Annotated in this window: 17 protein-coding genes; 2 read left to right on the top strand and 15 right to left on the bottom strand. The window is 73.6% G+C overall.

Annotated features, from left to right (window positions below):
• Positions 1-365 precede the first annotated feature (365 nt).
• Entirely contained in the window at positions 366-857 is a 492-nt protein-coding gene (locus tag ACIP82_RS24850; protein ID WP_400656340.1) for a hypothetical protein, read from the top strand.
• Positions 858-920: 63 nt separating this feature from the next.
• Positions 921-1,418 (top strand): hypothetical protein, encoded by a 498-nt coding sequence (locus ACIP82_RS24845; RefSeq protein WP_400656338.1) that lies wholly within the window; start codon positions 921-923, stop codon positions 1,416-1,418.
• 188 nt (positions 1,419-1,606) lie between these two features.
• On the opposite strand, the gene ACIP82_RS24840 is transcribed toward ACIP82_RS24845, so the two are convergent.
• The 15 genes from ACIP82_RS24840 to ACIP82_RS24770 form a co-directional block, all read right to left on the bottom strand.
• Positions 1,607-1,867: a hypothetical protein gene (locus tag ACIP82_RS24840; RefSeq protein ID WP_400656336.1), complete on the bottom strand. Its 261-nt coding sequence runs from the start codon at positions 1,865-1,867 to the stop codon at positions 1,607-1,609.
• A 545-nt stretch (positions 1,868-2,412) separates the two neighbouring features.
• Entirely contained in the window at positions 2,413-3,123 is a 711-nt protein-coding gene (locus tag ACIP82_RS24835) for a hypothetical protein (protein WP_400656334.1), read from the bottom strand.
• A gap of 97 nt (positions 3,124-3,220) precedes the next feature.
• Positions 3,221-3,883 carry a hypothetical protein gene (locus ACIP82_RS24830; RefSeq protein WP_400656332.1) on the bottom strand — a complete coding sequence of 221 codons (663 nt, stop codon included), beginning with the start codon at positions 3,881-3,883 and terminating at the stop codon, positions 3,221-3,223.
• 87 nt (positions 3,884-3,970) lie between these two features.
• Positions 3,971-4,774 carry a DUF6919 domain-containing protein gene (locus ACIP82_RS24825; RefSeq protein ID WP_400656330.1) on the bottom strand — a complete coding sequence of 268 codons (804 nt, stop codon included), beginning with the start codon at positions 4,772-4,774 and terminating at the stop codon, positions 3,971-3,973.
• Between the two features lie 2 nt (positions 4,775-4,776).
• Complete coding sequence (locus ACIP82_RS24820) at positions 4,777-5,052, bottom strand: hypothetical protein (RefSeq protein ID WP_400656328.1); 276 nt, start codon at positions 5,050-5,052, stop codon at positions 4,777-4,779.
• Between the two features lie 121 nt (positions 5,053-5,173).
• A complete protein-coding gene (locus tag ACIP82_RS24815) occupies positions 5,174-5,299 on the bottom strand; it encodes a hypothetical protein (protein ID WP_400656326.1) in 126 nt (41 codons plus the stop codon).
• Positions 5,266-5,943, bottom strand: coding sequence for a hypothetical protein (locus tag ACIP82_RS24810; protein WP_400656324.1), 678 nt, complete (start codon positions 5,941-5,943; stop codon positions 5,266-5,268). Before ACIP82_RS24810 ends, ACIP82_RS24815 begins: the two co-directional genes overlap by 34 nt.
• 122 nt (positions 5,944-6,065) lie before the next feature.
• Entirely contained in the window at positions 6,066-6,392 is a 327-nt protein-coding gene (locus ACIP82_RS24805) for a hypothetical protein (RefSeq protein WP_400656322.1), read from the bottom strand.
• A 56-nt stretch (positions 6,393-6,448) separates the two neighbouring features.
• On the bottom strand, positions 6,449-7,192 hold the full coding sequence (locus ACIP82_RS24800) for a hypothetical protein (RefSeq protein WP_400656320.1): 744 nt from the start codon (positions 7,190-7,192) through the stop codon (positions 6,449-6,451).
• Positions 7,193-7,353: 161 nt separating this feature from the next.
• On the bottom strand, positions 7,354-7,548 hold the full coding sequence (locus ACIP82_RS24795; protein WP_400656318.1) for a hypothetical protein: 195 nt from the start codon (positions 7,546-7,548) through the stop codon (positions 7,354-7,356).
• A gap of 192 nt (positions 7,549-7,740) precedes the next feature.
• The gene (locus ACIP82_RS24790) at positions 7,741-9,870 is read right to left on the bottom strand and encodes a chromosome segregation protein ParM (protein WP_400656316.1); all 2,130 of its coding nucleotides are present in this window, start codon (positions 9,868-9,870) and stop codon (positions 7,741-7,743) included.
• A 77-nt stretch (positions 9,871-9,947) separates the two neighbouring features.
• Positions 9,948-10,481: a conjugal transfer protein TraB gene (locus ACIP82_RS24785; RefSeq protein WP_400656314.1), complete on the bottom strand. Its 534-nt coding sequence runs from the start codon at positions 10,479-10,481 to the stop codon at positions 9,948-9,950.
• Between the two features lie 22 nt (positions 10,482-10,503).
• Positions 10,504-13,059 carry a hypothetical protein gene (locus ACIP82_RS24780; RefSeq protein ID WP_400656312.1) on the bottom strand — a complete coding sequence of 852 codons (2,556 nt, stop codon included), beginning with the start codon at positions 13,057-13,059 and terminating at the stop codon, positions 10,504-10,506.
• Positions 13,060-13,192: 133 nt separating this feature from the next.
• Positions 13,193-13,498 carry a hypothetical protein gene (locus ACIP82_RS24775; protein ID WP_400656309.1) on the bottom strand — a complete coding sequence of 102 codons (306 nt, stop codon included), beginning with the start codon at positions 13,496-13,498 and terminating at the stop codon, positions 13,193-13,195.
• Positions 13,495-13,995 carry a hypothetical protein gene (locus ACIP82_RS24770; protein ID WP_400656307.1) on the bottom strand — a complete coding sequence of 167 codons (501 nt, stop codon included), beginning with the start codon at positions 13,993-13,995 and terminating at the stop codon, positions 13,495-13,497. The genes ACIP82_RS24775 and ACIP82_RS24770 overlap by 4 nt, the downstream gene beginning before the upstream one ends.
• Positions 13,996-14,088: the final 93 nt, after the last annotated feature.

The raw sequence follows: 14,088 nt of genomic DNA, 5'->3' as shown, positions 1-14,088 counted from the left end.
GGATCAGGCTGCCCCCAGCTTCACCAGACCGCTGCGACGGTCCGGCGGAGAAGGCCTTTCACCTCCACTCGATTGCATAGCGCCTCGTGGCGCACTCCTGAGACAGCGAAGTTGGACCGCCGCAGGCCAGGCCCCCGGGGCGGTGGTCCACCAGCCGCAGCGCCCAGCTTCGCCTGCCGACGGCGTCCGGGACCTCCAGATCACCCGCTGCGCCGACCAATCCCCGCCCCGGCCCCGGAGCCGTGTCGGTACTGACCACCCGGCCGCCACCCCCTGTGGCGGCCTCCGTTGAACCGCCAGGCCCCGGCTTTGACACCCCATCGGGGGATGACGCCGAGTCCGCCTTACCCGATACGGTGCCGGGCATGACGCAAGCAACGTGGGGTCTGTCGGTGGTGGATCTCGTCGACGGGGACCGGTGGGCGGTCGTGGTCGCGCAGGCCGCCGACGACGCCCAGTACGACGCGCTAGCCGCCCGCCTCACGCAGGCCGGGTTGAAGCGCACCAGGGACCGGGAGTGGGACCGCGCGCTGCTCCCGCTCACCAGCTGCTCGGTCACGGTGGAGGACGGCTACCTCACCCAGCTCCACACCGGCCGCACGCGCATCCTCGCGTTCCCGCCGCCGGACGTCACGCCCAACTGGGAGCAGGCGGCCGCCCGGGGCCGGGTGATGTTCGCCTTGCTGAAGCCCAACACCCTGCCCAGCATCGGCGCCCAATGCCAGGGCGAAGTGCTGCACTCCGAGCACCGCGACCTCGCCGCCGAGCAGATCGCGGCCGAGGCCGCCGCCGGCCGCCTGCTGGCCGGACTGGCGAGCGTGCTCGACCAGCCCGCTCCCCACCCCGGCCGCCGCTGACCCTCACCCTGTCGGCCGGGATCAGGACGCCTCTGGTTTCGGTCACCGACCCTGGAGACCACTGTGACCGACGCGCTCATCTGGCCCGAGCCGACCGCGACCCTGTCCCGCATCGGCCAGGTCGCCGGCGTCGGCCGGGCCGCCGTGGCGAACTGGCGTCGCCTGAGCCCCGACTTCCCCCAGCCGGTGGGCGGCACCGACACCAGCCCCGAGTTCGCCCCGGCCGACGCCGAGCTGTGGCTCCACCAGCACGGCAAGATCGCCCACTACGAGCCCGGCACCCCCACCGAGCCCGCCATCCTCACCCTCCCCGACGGAACGGCCGTCGTCCTCGTCGACCCGAAGCTGCGCCGCCAGGACGGCCTGGTGCGGCTCGACGGGTTCGCGACCCGGAACGCCTGGGTGCCCCTAGAGCGCGCGGTCTTCCACCGTGTCCAAGTACCCGGCCTTCCCGACGTGGCGGTGACCTCCGCCAGCGCGGACATCTCCAACAACGGGCCCTCTCGCCACATCACCCTCCTGTGGCGAGAGGACAACGAGCACACCCTCACCGACTCCTGACCGCCGGCTCGCCCGACGGTGGCCGGGAGCGCCTGCTCTGACCAGGGGCAGTCCATCTTCGCTGTCACGAACTGCGTTCAGTCCAACTTCGGTCAACCGGTCCAGGCTCGCTGTCACGGGACAGGATTGTCCCGTCGCACCGAACCCTAGGTCAGCAGGTTGTCTCCGCAGGCCGAGAGTCTGCCTGCTCACCTTGCCTTCGACTTGCCGACCAGATCGACGAACCAGGCTCCCAGTCGCTCCGCCTCGGCGCGTACGCCATGGTCGGCGGGGGCGTCTACGAACGCCATGAGCGCGTCGTGCAGGGAGCCGAGCAATGCGAACGCCTCGGTGCCGTCCTGGCCCTCCTCGCGGTATTGCGTGAGCAGGCCTTCCACGGATTCGGCGAGGGTGCGGGCCTGCACGACCTCGTCAGCAAGTTGATTGACGGGGAACTGGTGGGTGGTCATGTGGGAGGCCTCCAGAGGCGCCGGTCGTCGAAGGTGGCAAGGCAACGGCCCGGGACGGCAGGCCCGCCTTGCAGGGTTGAACCATCACCAGTTTGCCCGCGCCGCGTGCCCAGTCGGCCGGGCCGGCGCCGGGCCGGGAAGGCGTCCTGGGGCAGGTCGTCCGGCGAGTCGGGCAGGCCGACGAGTGCCGTGGGCCAACCGGTGAATTCCTCGCCCTTGTCGTCCAGGTACACGAAGGCGCCGGGCTTGACGTTCGTGACCAAATCTGGTGCTCGATTTCCCAGTAGGCGGTCTCCGCGCTGGGCAGCACGATGACCTTGCGGTCGAGGTGGTGGCCCAGGTAGTACGCGACGGCCTCGTGGTGCTCGCTGGCCCTCGCGGTGAACACCACGATCCGCCAGCCGCCGTCCAGGTCGTCCGAGCGGACGGGGAGTCGACACGGGCGAGGTCGATGGCACGGATGAGCAGGGGGTTCATCAGGGTGGCCTCCTGGGCTGAGGGTTGTCCCGGGGCCGGGCGGTCGCCGGCCCCGAGGCGCCGAGGGGTCAGGGCTGGTCGAGCGGGCGCCGGGGCGCCGGAACCGCCGGGTGGGACCACACGGCGACGGTGACCCGGGCGGCCACCCGGACGGTGCGGTGGATCGTGATGTGCGGGCGCAGGGAGAAGGCGAGGCCGCGCAGGGCCGGGAGGGACACGGCGGCGAGGACGGCGGCGGTGAGCGCGGCGGCGACGGTGCGGCTGGCGTCCGGGCTGGCCTGCCAGACGGCCGCCAGGGTGCCCGCCGACCAGCTGGTCCAGGCGATCCGAGCGACGGTGGACCGCAGGACGCACGACAGCAGAGCGGCCGTCAGGCCGGTGGCCACCCAAAGCCGGTAGGCGTCGGCGGCGCTCAGCGGGAGGCCGACGGTGTGCTCGGCGAGGTAGTGGCGCACGGGCCCGGTGACGGTGTGGGTGATCGCGGTCAGCCAGGCATCCGCCCCGCTGGCGGCAAGGATCTGCCGGACCGCGGAGCAGAGGACGACGGCTCCGGCAGTAGTGCCGAGAAGGATCAGCAGGCCGGTGCCAAGGCGGACCCAGCGGGCGCCGGCGCGCCAGCCGTGGTCGAGCGCATCGCGCACGTCCTGGCGGCGGCGGTCGAGGAACGCGCCGGGCGCGGTCGCCCGGGCCCAGCGGTCACGGGTGGCCGTCCTGAGGGTACGGCGGGCGGGCCCTGCGGCCGGGCCGGGCTCGGTGAAGGGCGGGGTGGTGGTGGTCATGGTCTGCTCCCGGATCCGGGTCGATTGGTGGCTCGGTGTGCGAAGCGGGCCCGGCCGGGGACGGCCGGGCCCGCTCGGGGGCGAAGGTGCCGGTGGTTCAGCGGGTCGTGGGCGCGGGCGCTTCGGCGACCTCGACCCACGGGCCGTCGGTGAGCAGGAGGGCGGAGCCGGCTCCGTAGGCCGGGACGCGCTTGTCGCTGTAGAAGGGGAGGAGCTCCGGCACTCCCCTGCTCCAGCAGTCGTAGTGGCGCCACACGAAGCCGAGCGGGTTGTACGGCTCGCCCTTGGGCAGGTAGGCGGCGATCAGGTCGTACTCGCGGCCGCTTTCGGGATCGGTCCACCGGGTGGAGCCGATCTCCGTCTCCAGCACGGGGTTCCCGTCGGCGTCGACGCGACGGGCCGACCAGGTGAGGGAGCACAGGTAGCCGGCGTGGTCCCAGCTGTTCGGGTTCGGCTTGCCGGGCTGGTCGATGTCGACGTGGACGGCCAGGTCCCGCAGCGGCTCGCGGCCGCGCAGGGCGGCGACGGCCAGCTGCGCCCGGCCGGCATCGACGGGCAGGGTGTAGGGGTCCGTGTGGGTGCCGCTGCCCTCGGCGTTGGCGATCCAGCCGCGGAGGGTGGCGTAGACGCGGCCGTCCCGGTCGGGGGCGGCCTCGGTGGTCTCCCAGTCGGCGAGGACGAGCTCGGCGCCTCCGGTGAAGGTGACGGTGGCGTGGTCGCTGTCGGCGATGCGGTGGCAGTCGGTGTTCCAGGGCTTCATCGGGCGGTTCTCCTCGGGTCACGGGGCGGCAGGGGCGGGCGGCGCCCGTCCCTGCCGGTGGTAGTGGTGGCGGTTCAGGAACCGGGGCTACGGGGCGGCCGAGCCGGGCCCGGCGGTGTCGGCGGGGTCCTGGCCGTCGTCGGCGGCGGCCTGCTCGGCGAGGTGGTCCACGGCGCAGTTGCTGCACAGGTCCTCCAGCAGCAGCAGCTCCGGCACCCACGCGCAGCCGCCCGGGCACGGGTCGTCCTCGGTGCAGCCGCAGCACACGCACCGGGCCTCGGCCGGGTCGGCGAAGGCCTCGACGAGGACGGTGAGCAGGAGGCGGCTCGGGCCGGGGTCCGGGTTGGCGAGGGTGACCTGCCAGGCCCGCTCGGCGGCGGCGACCGCCTGCCCGCCCGCGCCCTTCCAGCGGAAGCGGACATCCTCCGGCGCCCTCCAGCCGCCGAACCAGGTGTACGCCTCGCCGTTGCACGTGGTCACGGCGATGCGCTCGGGCCGGGGGCCGGCCGGGGTGTCGGGGCCGTGCTCGATGTAGAGGAGGTCGTGCCGGGCGGCGGCCTGGCGTAGGGCGGCGAGGACGTCCGGGTCGTCGGTGATCCCGGAGACGGCCTCGCGCTGCGTCCACCAGTCCTGGAAGCGGTCGGGCTCGGACAGGCCGGGCTGGGAGCACTCGGTGACGTACCCGGACCTGTTGCACAGGGCCAGGACCCTCACCAGTCCGGGGGTCTGGGTGGTCTCCTCGTCCGGGCCCCAGTTCGGCACGTACCCGGGCTGGGAGGCGAGTTTGCCCTCCAACCACCGGGCGGTCAGCTGCCCGAGGTCGGCCAGGGAGGTGGCGGACTTCCAGGTGCGCCGCTCGGAGCGGGACATCCACAGGTGCTGCTTGGCCATGGTCAGGCCGCCGTTCGCAGGGCGCGCCGGTCGAGGCAGGGCGAGCAGTTCTGGGGCTGCGGCGTCAGGACGCCGTCCAGCCAGAGGTGGTCGCTGCAGAAGTGCTGGCCGCAGCCGTCCACGGCGCCGTCGCGGGTGCTGGTGCCGCACTGGGTGGCGGGGCCGGGGTCGATCTCGGCGCCGCAGTCGCCGCAGGCGGTCGCGGACTCGCCGTCGGGGCCGACTGCGGCCGGGGCGGCCTCGGCGCGGGCGGGGACGGGCAAGGCGATGGTGGTCACGGGATCTCCTCCAGAGCATCCGGTCGGCCGGTCGGCCGGCAACGCCCCCGAGGGGCGCGCCGCCTGCCGCGCTGGTGTGCGGGCCGGCGGCGCGGGGCCGGGGGCGAAGCCGGGTGGCCGGTCAGCGCAGGTGCTGGGCGAGGAGGAAGATCCCGAGGAGGACGGGCCCGAAGATGCCGAGCAGGTAGACGAAGCGCATGGCGGGGTTCTCCTTCAGCCGTTGTTGTTGGTGATCGATCCGCGCCATCCGGCGGACTGGCGGCCGATGGTGGTGGTGTGGGTGCGGTGCACGAGTGCCAGCACGGTGCCGGCCGCGGTGGCTCCCTCTCCGCTGGCCGTCGCGGAGGGCGTGGTGCCGGAGGCCGCCTTGGTGGTGACGGAGCGGAGCTTGCCGAGCAGGCCGGCCACGCCGAGGACGACGGCGCCGACGAGGACTGCGGCCCACTTCAGGAGCTCGCCGAGCTTGTCGGCGTGCGGGGCGACCTCGGCGACGGCGGCGCCGAGCATCCACACCGCCCCGCCGGCCGCCAGCGAGGCGATCGAGCCGTAGAGGATGTACTGGCGCACCGCCCGCGGCAGGCCGGGGTCGGCGACCGGCGCGGCCGGGGCGGTCGGGGCCACGGGGGCCATCGCATCGACTGCCTTGCGGTGGCCGGCCAGGCGCTCTTCGGCGGAGTCGAGGAAGGCGGTCACGTCGAGGACGGGCACGGCCGCGGCCTGGCCGTCGACGATCGCGGACACGAACTCGGTGGTGTCGCCGCTGTCTCGGCCGACCGTCATGGCGACGATCCGTTCGTCCATCTGCACGGCCGTGTAGCCGGGCTCCAGGAGGACGACCCGGGCCGGGTCGAGGAGACGGACGTTCTCGGGGCTGCCGCTGGTGGTGGACACGGAGGACTCCTTCAGGGCGGGTCAAGGGGGTGAGGGGTCGGCGGGGCGGGGCCCTCGGCCGCCGCGGTGAAGCGGTCGGCGGGCCCCGCCCCGGGCGGGGGTCGGCTGGTCCCGACGTCCGGTCAGACCAGGGGGCCGGCCTCGAAGGCCCCCAGCACCGCGGCCGCCTCCCGCAGGGCGAAGCTGCGGGTCTCGTTCCAGCGGCGCCCGCCGTACTCGGCCGGCTTGTACTCCAGCGACACCTCGACCTGCTCGCCGTCGCCCCCGGAGCCGTCCTCGCAGTCGTCGAAGGCGAGCAGCAGGACGGTCAGCTGCGCCTGGGTGAGCTCGCGCCGTTCCCGGAGGTCGGAGACGTCGTCGGTGAGCGTGAGGGTGACTTCGGTCAGGTCCGTGGCCGGGTCGTCGGTATCGGTGTCGGTGTCCTGCAGGGTGGTGGGGTCGGGTCGCATGAGCGGCTCCTGTCCTCGGTGGCGGGCGGGTCGGGTGGAGTGCGGCAAGGCGGGGTTCACGCGCCGGGCACCGGCGGCCAGGCCCGGAATGGGACCGGCTCGCCGAACGGCAGGGTCAGCAGCCCCGTGCCGGGCAGGACCTGGTCCTCGCCGCCGCTCCCGGCCCCGGCAAGGAGCTCGATCCGGCTGCCGCCGGCCAGGATCTGGCCCAGCAGGCCGGGCACCGCCGCGCCGGGGCGGTCCACCGAGCGCAGGCTCAGGCCGCCGCGGCGGGCCCAACGGGCGATGACCTCCAGCTCCCGCCCGATCCGCCGGTCCTGCTGGACCAGGTCGGCCAGGCCGACCACCGTGAGGGTGACCAGCGGCTGACCGTCCGTCGGCCGGTATCCCTTCAGGGTGAGCTGGAGAAGGCCGCCGTGGACGCGGGAGAGGACCAGCTCGCGGGCCTCGGCCAGCAGCTCGACGGCGCGCTCTGCGGTGTCCGCGCACCGCAGCAGCGGGCGGTGCGCGGTGTGGGCGCCTCCCGGGTCCACCGCCCACGGCTCGACCAGGGCGGTGGCCTCCTCGGCGTCCCACAGCGTGCCGACCCCGATCCCGGGACGGCCGGTGATGGTGGCGTGGGTGGCGCCCTCGGAGCTGTACAGCTCCAGGACGGCGTCGTTGCCTTCCGGGTGGCGGCCGATCGCGACGGTGCCCGCGTCGGCGTCGAACAGCGTCTCGGTGCTCGGTCGAGCCGACAGGGACTGCCACGCGGCGAGGCGGTCGGTGGCGAGCGAGTCAACGGAGGGGTCGGTGTGCACGGGTTGTCCTTCCAGAGGATGGTGCAGGGCGCGCCGGCCGGTGCCGACGCGCCCTGCGCGGGGTGTTCGGTTGTCGGCGCCGGCCGGTTGGCGCGGGCCTTCGGTGCCCGGGGGCGCCCGTCTCGCGGGGCGCCCCCGGGGCTGGTCGTGGGGCGCGCCGGTCAGGCGGCCAGGCTGGTGAAGAAGCCGGTGACGGAGTGGAGGGCGTCGGCGATGGACGGCGCCATGGCGGTCTGGGCCAGGCAGAAGCCGAAGACGGTGAAGGTGACGGCCTTCCAGTACGGGACCTGGTGGCACCAGAGCTGGTAGCCGGCGAGGGCACCGGTGACGGCGACGAGGGAGACGGAGACGATCACGGCGGGACTCCAGGAACGCAAGCGGGGGCGGATGGCAGTCGGCGGGGGGGGGGGGGGGGGGGGGGGGGGGCGGCCCCCCGGGGGGGGGGGCGGGGGCGCGCGGGGGGGGGGGGCGGGCGGCGGGGGGGGGGGGGGGGGGGGGGGGGGGGGGGGGGGGGGGGGGGGGGCCCCCCCCCCCCCCCCCCGTGGGGGTCAGCGGCCGAGCTTGTGGAGCGCGGCCAGGGCCTCGTCGGGGGAGCGGACGTTGCTGCGCCCGGGGATCGCGCGCTCCTTGCCGCCGCCCTTGCCGCCCGTCTTGGGGCCGCTCTTGCGTGCGGGCTTGGGCTCGTCGTCGATCCAGGCGTCGTCCTCGTCCGGGTCTTCGTCGTCGCCGAACTCGCCGGGGCGGGGCGGCTCGTTCCAGTCGAACCAGAGGTCGCGCTTTTCGAGTTCGGCGATCTCGTGGGGGGTGAGGCCGAAGACCTCGTCGGGGAACAGATGGGCGATGGGCTCGTTGAAGTTCATGAAGAGGGTGCGCAGGACCTCCGGCTTGGAGCGCGGGACGATCCAGCCGACGCCGCCGGTGTTGTCGTCACTGGGAGGCTCCGCTTCGCCGCTGAGGATCCGGTCGATCCGGCCCTCCGCCTCCGGGGAGAACGACCGCGGCAGCGGCTCCGGGATGTCGTCGGGCGCGACCCCGAGGGTCTTGAACATCTCCAGGACCTTCTTCGCGGCCACCTTGAGGACCACCGGGGCGGGCGAGTTCTCGCGGATGTTCTCCAGCAGCAGCTGCGTGAACCCGTCCTGGACGAAAACGCTCTGCCCTGCGACGTGCTCGCCGATCCCGTACTTGCGGCCCTTCACCGTGCCGGACTCGGCCCGGTCCATGATCTCCGCGCCGTACTCCTCGTTCCTCGCCGCCGACAGGAACTCGTCCCAGAACACGGTCAGTGGCCGGTACGGGCAGCCGGGCTTCCCGGCCTCCCAGTCGTGGACCTTTCCGTCGGCCCACGGCATCGTGCCGCGGATCTCCATGAGCGCGTCGATGGCCCGCAGCGCGCGCACCATGTACAGCGCGCCGACGCCGTACCGGTTGACGTGCGCGCCCAGCGCGGCGGTCTTCTCATCCGGTGCCTCGGTGACCAGCCAGATCACGGCGCCCCAGTTGGCCTGCGCGCACACCGCCAGCGCCATCAGCTGGGTCTTGCCGCCGCCGGACGGGGCGACGTACAGGCCGTGGGCCGCACCTCGGGTGGTGTGCACCCGGTTGCGGGCCGGCTGACCGTTGGCCAGGATCCCGGTGGTGTACCAGCCGTCCTTGTCCGGAGTCAGCAGCTCGCGGGTGGCCGGGTAGAACTTGGCGAGCGGCGACTCGTCCCACACCGCCACCAGGACGTGCCGGCCCTCGAACGTGACGAACACCCGGCCCTCCTCGTGCCGGGCTCCCAGCGCTCGGGCCAGCGCCACGCTGTCGATGCGCGGCTCGCCGGCGGAGTCGGGCAGCTGCGCCATCCAGTAGGTGACGCCCCGCTCGTCGTTACGGACCTTGTTGGTGTACTTGGAGCCGGGGATCGCGTCCTCGCCGATCCCGTCCTGCCACCACTCGGCGTCGGTGGGCTTGGTGCGGCGCCGGATGCGCTCGTCGGGGATCACCTCGGCCTCCTGCCAGCCGGGCCCGTCCTGACGGCCGGCCATCTGGGCGGTCGAGACGAACTTGACGTCGTCCTCGTGGACGCCGCAGGCGGCGGCGACGTCGGCCCTGTGCAGTCCGCTGATCGGGCGTCCCGGCTCGTTGGCCCGCAGCAGCAGTGTGAAGTCGTTGGGCTTGCCCGGGTGCGGTGTGGCCACCACGACGTGGGTCCGGGCCGGATCGCCGGCCCGCTTCCACAGCAGCCTCACGCCCTGGGTGAAGGGGTCCGCGCCGTCGTCGACGACCGGCTCCGGTGCGGCCTCCGGGGCGGCGGTGAGCACCGGCGCCTCCGGGACGGCGGCCAGGACCTTGCGGCGGCGCCGGTGGCGGCCGGTGGTCTTGGCGATCGGCACGACCGCGCAGCACAGTGCCCCCCAGCCGAGGGCCAGTGCCGCGTCCCATCCCCAGCCGGGGATGTGGTAGGCGGCGTAGTCGACGGCGGCGGCCAGGGTCAGCGGCGACAGCCGCACCAGCCAGCGGCCGGCGCTGTCCTTCTCCGTGCACACCACGATGAGGGAGGCGGCGACGCCGATGCCGCCGGCGGAGGCGACGGTGGCGCCGATGGCGGGGTGGTCGGGCAGGTTCGCGGCCGCGCCGAGAAACGGGGCGGCCGCCAGGTAGAGGAAGCGTTCCAGCTTGACGGCGAAGGCCACCGGGGGAAGTCCTTTCACGGAGCAGGGTGGGCACGCCGTCGTCGGCGTGCCCACCCTCGGGGGGATGGTGCGGTGGGCTACCGCTGGAAGAAGCCCGGCTTCGGGGTGCGGTACCGGCGGCCCTTGCGGACGCGGTGCAGGGCGCCGTAGAGCCTGGCGTGAGCGCGCCGGACCGCGTAGGCGTCCTTCTTGGCCCGCTGCGCGGCGCGGAGCATCTTGCGCACGGCCTTGGCCGCCTCCATCTGGGCGGTCGCCACCTCGTTGGTCATCCCGACGAACGTCTCGTCGAGATCGGCGCTGGCGATGGCGCCGGCCGCGCTGGAGGCCTCCTTGGCCGTGGCGCGGGCCCGGCGGTCCAGGCCCTCCAGGTTGTCGACGGCGGCGCTCATCGCCTCGATCACCACTGTCAGCTTGTGCTGGACGCCTTCGAAGCTGTGGTCGCCGTCGGCGAGGCCGCCCAGGACCTGTCGGCGCTTGCGGCGACGGCGGGCCCTGGGCTTCTTGCGGGGCGCGAGAGATGCCTCGGCGTCCTGGGGTCCGCCGCTGTCGACGGGGGCGATGGCGCCGCCGGGGTCGGGGACGGCCGGAAGGTTGTCCGCCTGGTCGCTCATGGGTACGGCTTCCTCTCTTCTCCTAGTCGTGGTGCACGGCGGCGGATGCCATGTCCAGGCCCGTCTCGTCCATGGCGGCACGGTCCTCGCCGTAGACCTTCGCGACCGCGTGGGCGGCCGCGGCGGACACGGTCGCGGCGGTCTCGGCTTCCTTGGACAGGACCTTGGCCTCGTGGGCGGTGATGTCCGAGAGGTCGGCCAGGTCCGCCAGCAGCCGGGTCACCCTGCGGTCGATGTTGTGGCTGCCGGTCAGGTCGCCGCTCATCTCCCGGAGCATCACCGCGAGGTCCTGCAGGTGCTGCACCGCCTGCATCACCATCTGGTAGTCCTGGTCCGAGTTCACCGCGATGTTGGTCATCAGGACGACGAACTCGTCGAGGGTGATGTCGGTGCGGTGCTGACGCGCCATCTCCCGGCGCTTGCGCCTGCGGGCCCGTCGCGTGCGGTCCGGCCGGACCACCAGCGACTGCTCGGTGTCCGGCCCCGGCTGAGCCGCGGGCACCGGCGCGGGGGCCGACTCGGTGCTCCCCACGCTCACCCCCTCTTCCACGATCACCGCGTCGGTGATGCCGGCCTTGTCGAGGCCCGCGCCACCGGACGCCGGATTGGTCACTCCCGCGACGGGCACGGGGCCCGGCGCGGGCACCGGCGCGACGGCCGGCTCGGTCTCTTCCACGATCACCGCGTCGGGGATGCCGTCCTTGTCCATGTCCGCGGCGGGCGCGGGTGCCGGTGCGGGCGCCGCCGGCGGTTCGGCGGGCTCGGCCGGCTCGGTGTCCTCCACGATCACGGCATCGGGGATGTCGTCTTCGTCGAGGCCCGCTCCCGCCGCTCCGGCGGGACCCTGCTCGGCCCTGCCCGCGGCGACCGTCTCCGGTTCCGGGTCGGGCTGCCGCACTCCCCCGCCGGGCGGCGCGTTGTCGAACACCTCCTTCAAGAATGAGATCCAGGGGTTGCCGGTGGTCTCACCCGGAGGCGGGACCTCTTCACCGGTGCCCGCCGCACCGTCACGCCCGGGTCCGGGTTCCGCATCGGGTCCGGGGCCATCGGCCGTCGGCCCTTCGGCGGTGTCCCCGTCCTTCGGGTCCTTCGTCAGCTCGACCTTCAACGACGGGTCGTCGACCTTCAACGACGGGTCGTCCGGCGTCAACGACGCCTCATCGGGCTTCGACACCTCGGCGTCCGGCTTCAGCTCCGAGTCGCCGGCCTTCACGGCCTCTTCGTCGGGCTTCGACGTCTCGCCGTCGTCCTTCACCTCCTTGTCGTCGGCCTTCGACGCCTTGCCGTCCGGCTTCAGCTCCGGGCCGTCGGCCTTCACGGCTTCCTTGTCCGGCTTCGACGTCTCCTCGGCGGCCTTCGCCGTCGCCTTGTCGTCGTTCTCCTTGGCGTCGAAGGACTTCCGCCGCCCTCGGAGGCGTTCGGAGACGGCGCCGGCGAGCGTGCGGGGGGCCTCGCCCTCGCTCGCGGCCTGGCGGCGCGCCTTCCGCTCCTCCCGGCCCTCGCGGCGGTCCCCGTACTTGTCGTCCCAGACCCGCTGCTTGTTCTTGCGCCGCTGCTCGCGGTCGGCGGTACGGTCGCCCAGGTCGGCGGCCTGCCGGGTGGACTGCCGCTCCTGGCGGGCACGGGAGCGCTCCGCGGCGGGGCTGGTGGCGGGCGAGCGGGTGCCGCCGTCCGTCGAACCGCCGCCGCTACCGCCCCGGCCTCCTCCAGGGCCGCTCTGGCGCCCGCCGGAGGTTCCGGACGACTTCGGAGGCCTGTCGGATCCGCTGGAGCCGCCAGAAGCGCCTCCAGGGCCCTTCTTGCCGCCACTGGAGCCTGACCCCCGGTCACCGCCACGGTCGTGGTGTCCGCCCTGCGGCCGGCCGGTGTCGCGCCCGCCGCCCTGGCTCCGGCTGGTCGGCCCGGGCCCAGGTCCGCTCGGACTCCGGTTCGTCGACCCGCCGCCCGGCCCTCCGGACCCGCCCGGGCCCCTGCCCCCGGAGCCGCCGCCCGAACCGCCCGAGCCGCGCGGCCCGCTTTTGTGGGACCCCTTTCCCGGGTCCGCGCCGCTGATTCCGGAGGCCGCGCCCTTTCCCCGCGCCGCCGTCATCGCGGTGCGGGCGTCGACCTGGGCCTTCTGCAATTCGTTGTGCTGCGCCATCAGCGACATTTCGCGCTCGGTCTGCGCGTTGAGGCGGGCGACTTTATCGGCGACCTCCGCTTCCCGGAAAGGCGCGTGCTCTTCCCTTTCGGCACGAGCACTGTCGACCTTGAATTGAATCCAGTCGGCGACCACATCGGCAAGGGAACGGCGCTCGTAGTATTCGCCGTATTCCTCCTCCCCGGATTCCTCGTATTCCTCCGCTTCGGGCTCGGCGGCCTGCCGGGCGGGAATTCCCTCGGACCGCGAATAGGCCGCCCGGGGCGGCTCGGGGACTACCGGGATGTCCGGCGTCAGGTCGGGGGCCACCGGGAGGTCCGGCGCGGGGGCCTCCGGCTTCCGCGGGGTGTCCCCGTAGCGCGGAATCGGGGGTGCGGCGTACGGCTGGTCGCCGCCGCCCGGGAAGGTGATCACCCGCCCGTTGGAGTCGTCGGACACGCTCGCTCCCTTCGAGGGGACTTGACAGAGGGTGGGGTCCTCGTGCACGCGTGCACGCGTGCACGGGTGCACGCGTTATGCGCGCGCGAGGGCCCCGCCGGCACTGCGGCGGGGCCCTCGTGGTGACGCACGGTTACTGCGGAGGGATCTGGGCGGTGACGGTCGTCGCGTAGACCTGGAGGTCGTCCCAGACCCGCGGATCGCCGGCGGCCCGCCGCTGCATCGCGACCAGGAACAGCCTGAGCACGTTGGCCCAGCCGACGAAGGTGTCCGGGTGGACCTTGGCCTGCTGCGCCACCCATGTGCGGGTGACGCGGAGCCAGGATTCCGCTCCGCCTTTTCTGTCACCGCGCCGCTCGATTGCCTGGTTCTCACCCTCGATATAGAACTGGCGCCGGCGCTCCTGGCTTCGTTCGATGCTGGTCTGCGGCCGCGTCATGCCGACCGCCTGTCACCCAGATCGAAAATCGACCGGGGTTCATCACTGTAGCCGCTTTTCGCGGGCGGCGGAACCTGCTCGGCGGTCCTGTTGACCGGAAGGGCCTGGGAAGGACGGCGCTTGTTCGCCTTTTCCAGGGCCTTCGCGGACCGCAGGCCGGGAAGCGCGGCAACCTTTTCGTCGTGCCTGCGCCGCTGAAATGCGACCTTTTCCGCAGCCGCGGCGGCGTTGTTCAGCGAATTGACGAGCGCTTTCAGCTGACGCTCGACGGGCAGCGCCCGGGCCCGGGCGTGGTAAAAGCGGTCGCCCTTGACATAGGTTCCGCGCAGCTCGATCTGGGCCGCTTGGGCGAGCGCCGTGAGCGCCGCGGTGAGGCCCAGGATGCGGCGCTGCACGTCGGCGAGGTACTTGTCGAACTCCTCCGGGTCGGCGGCCAGGGCCGCCATCGCCTCACGGACCTGCGGCGGGCTGGCGTCGGGGTTCTCGATTCTGGTCATGATCTCTCCGGGGAAGCGGGTCGGCCTCGGCGGTGCCGCGACCTGGGGTGGTGTTCGTCGACCCGGGCTCCGGCCGGTCGGCCGGGTCGTGGG

Source organism: Kitasatospora sp. NPDC088548 (genome assembly GCF_044753005.1).
Classification (GTDB): domain Bacteria; phylum Actinomycetota; class Actinomycetes; order Streptomycetales; family Streptomycetaceae; genus Kitasatospora.
This window is presented reverse-complemented; position numbering and strand designations above follow the sequence as displayed.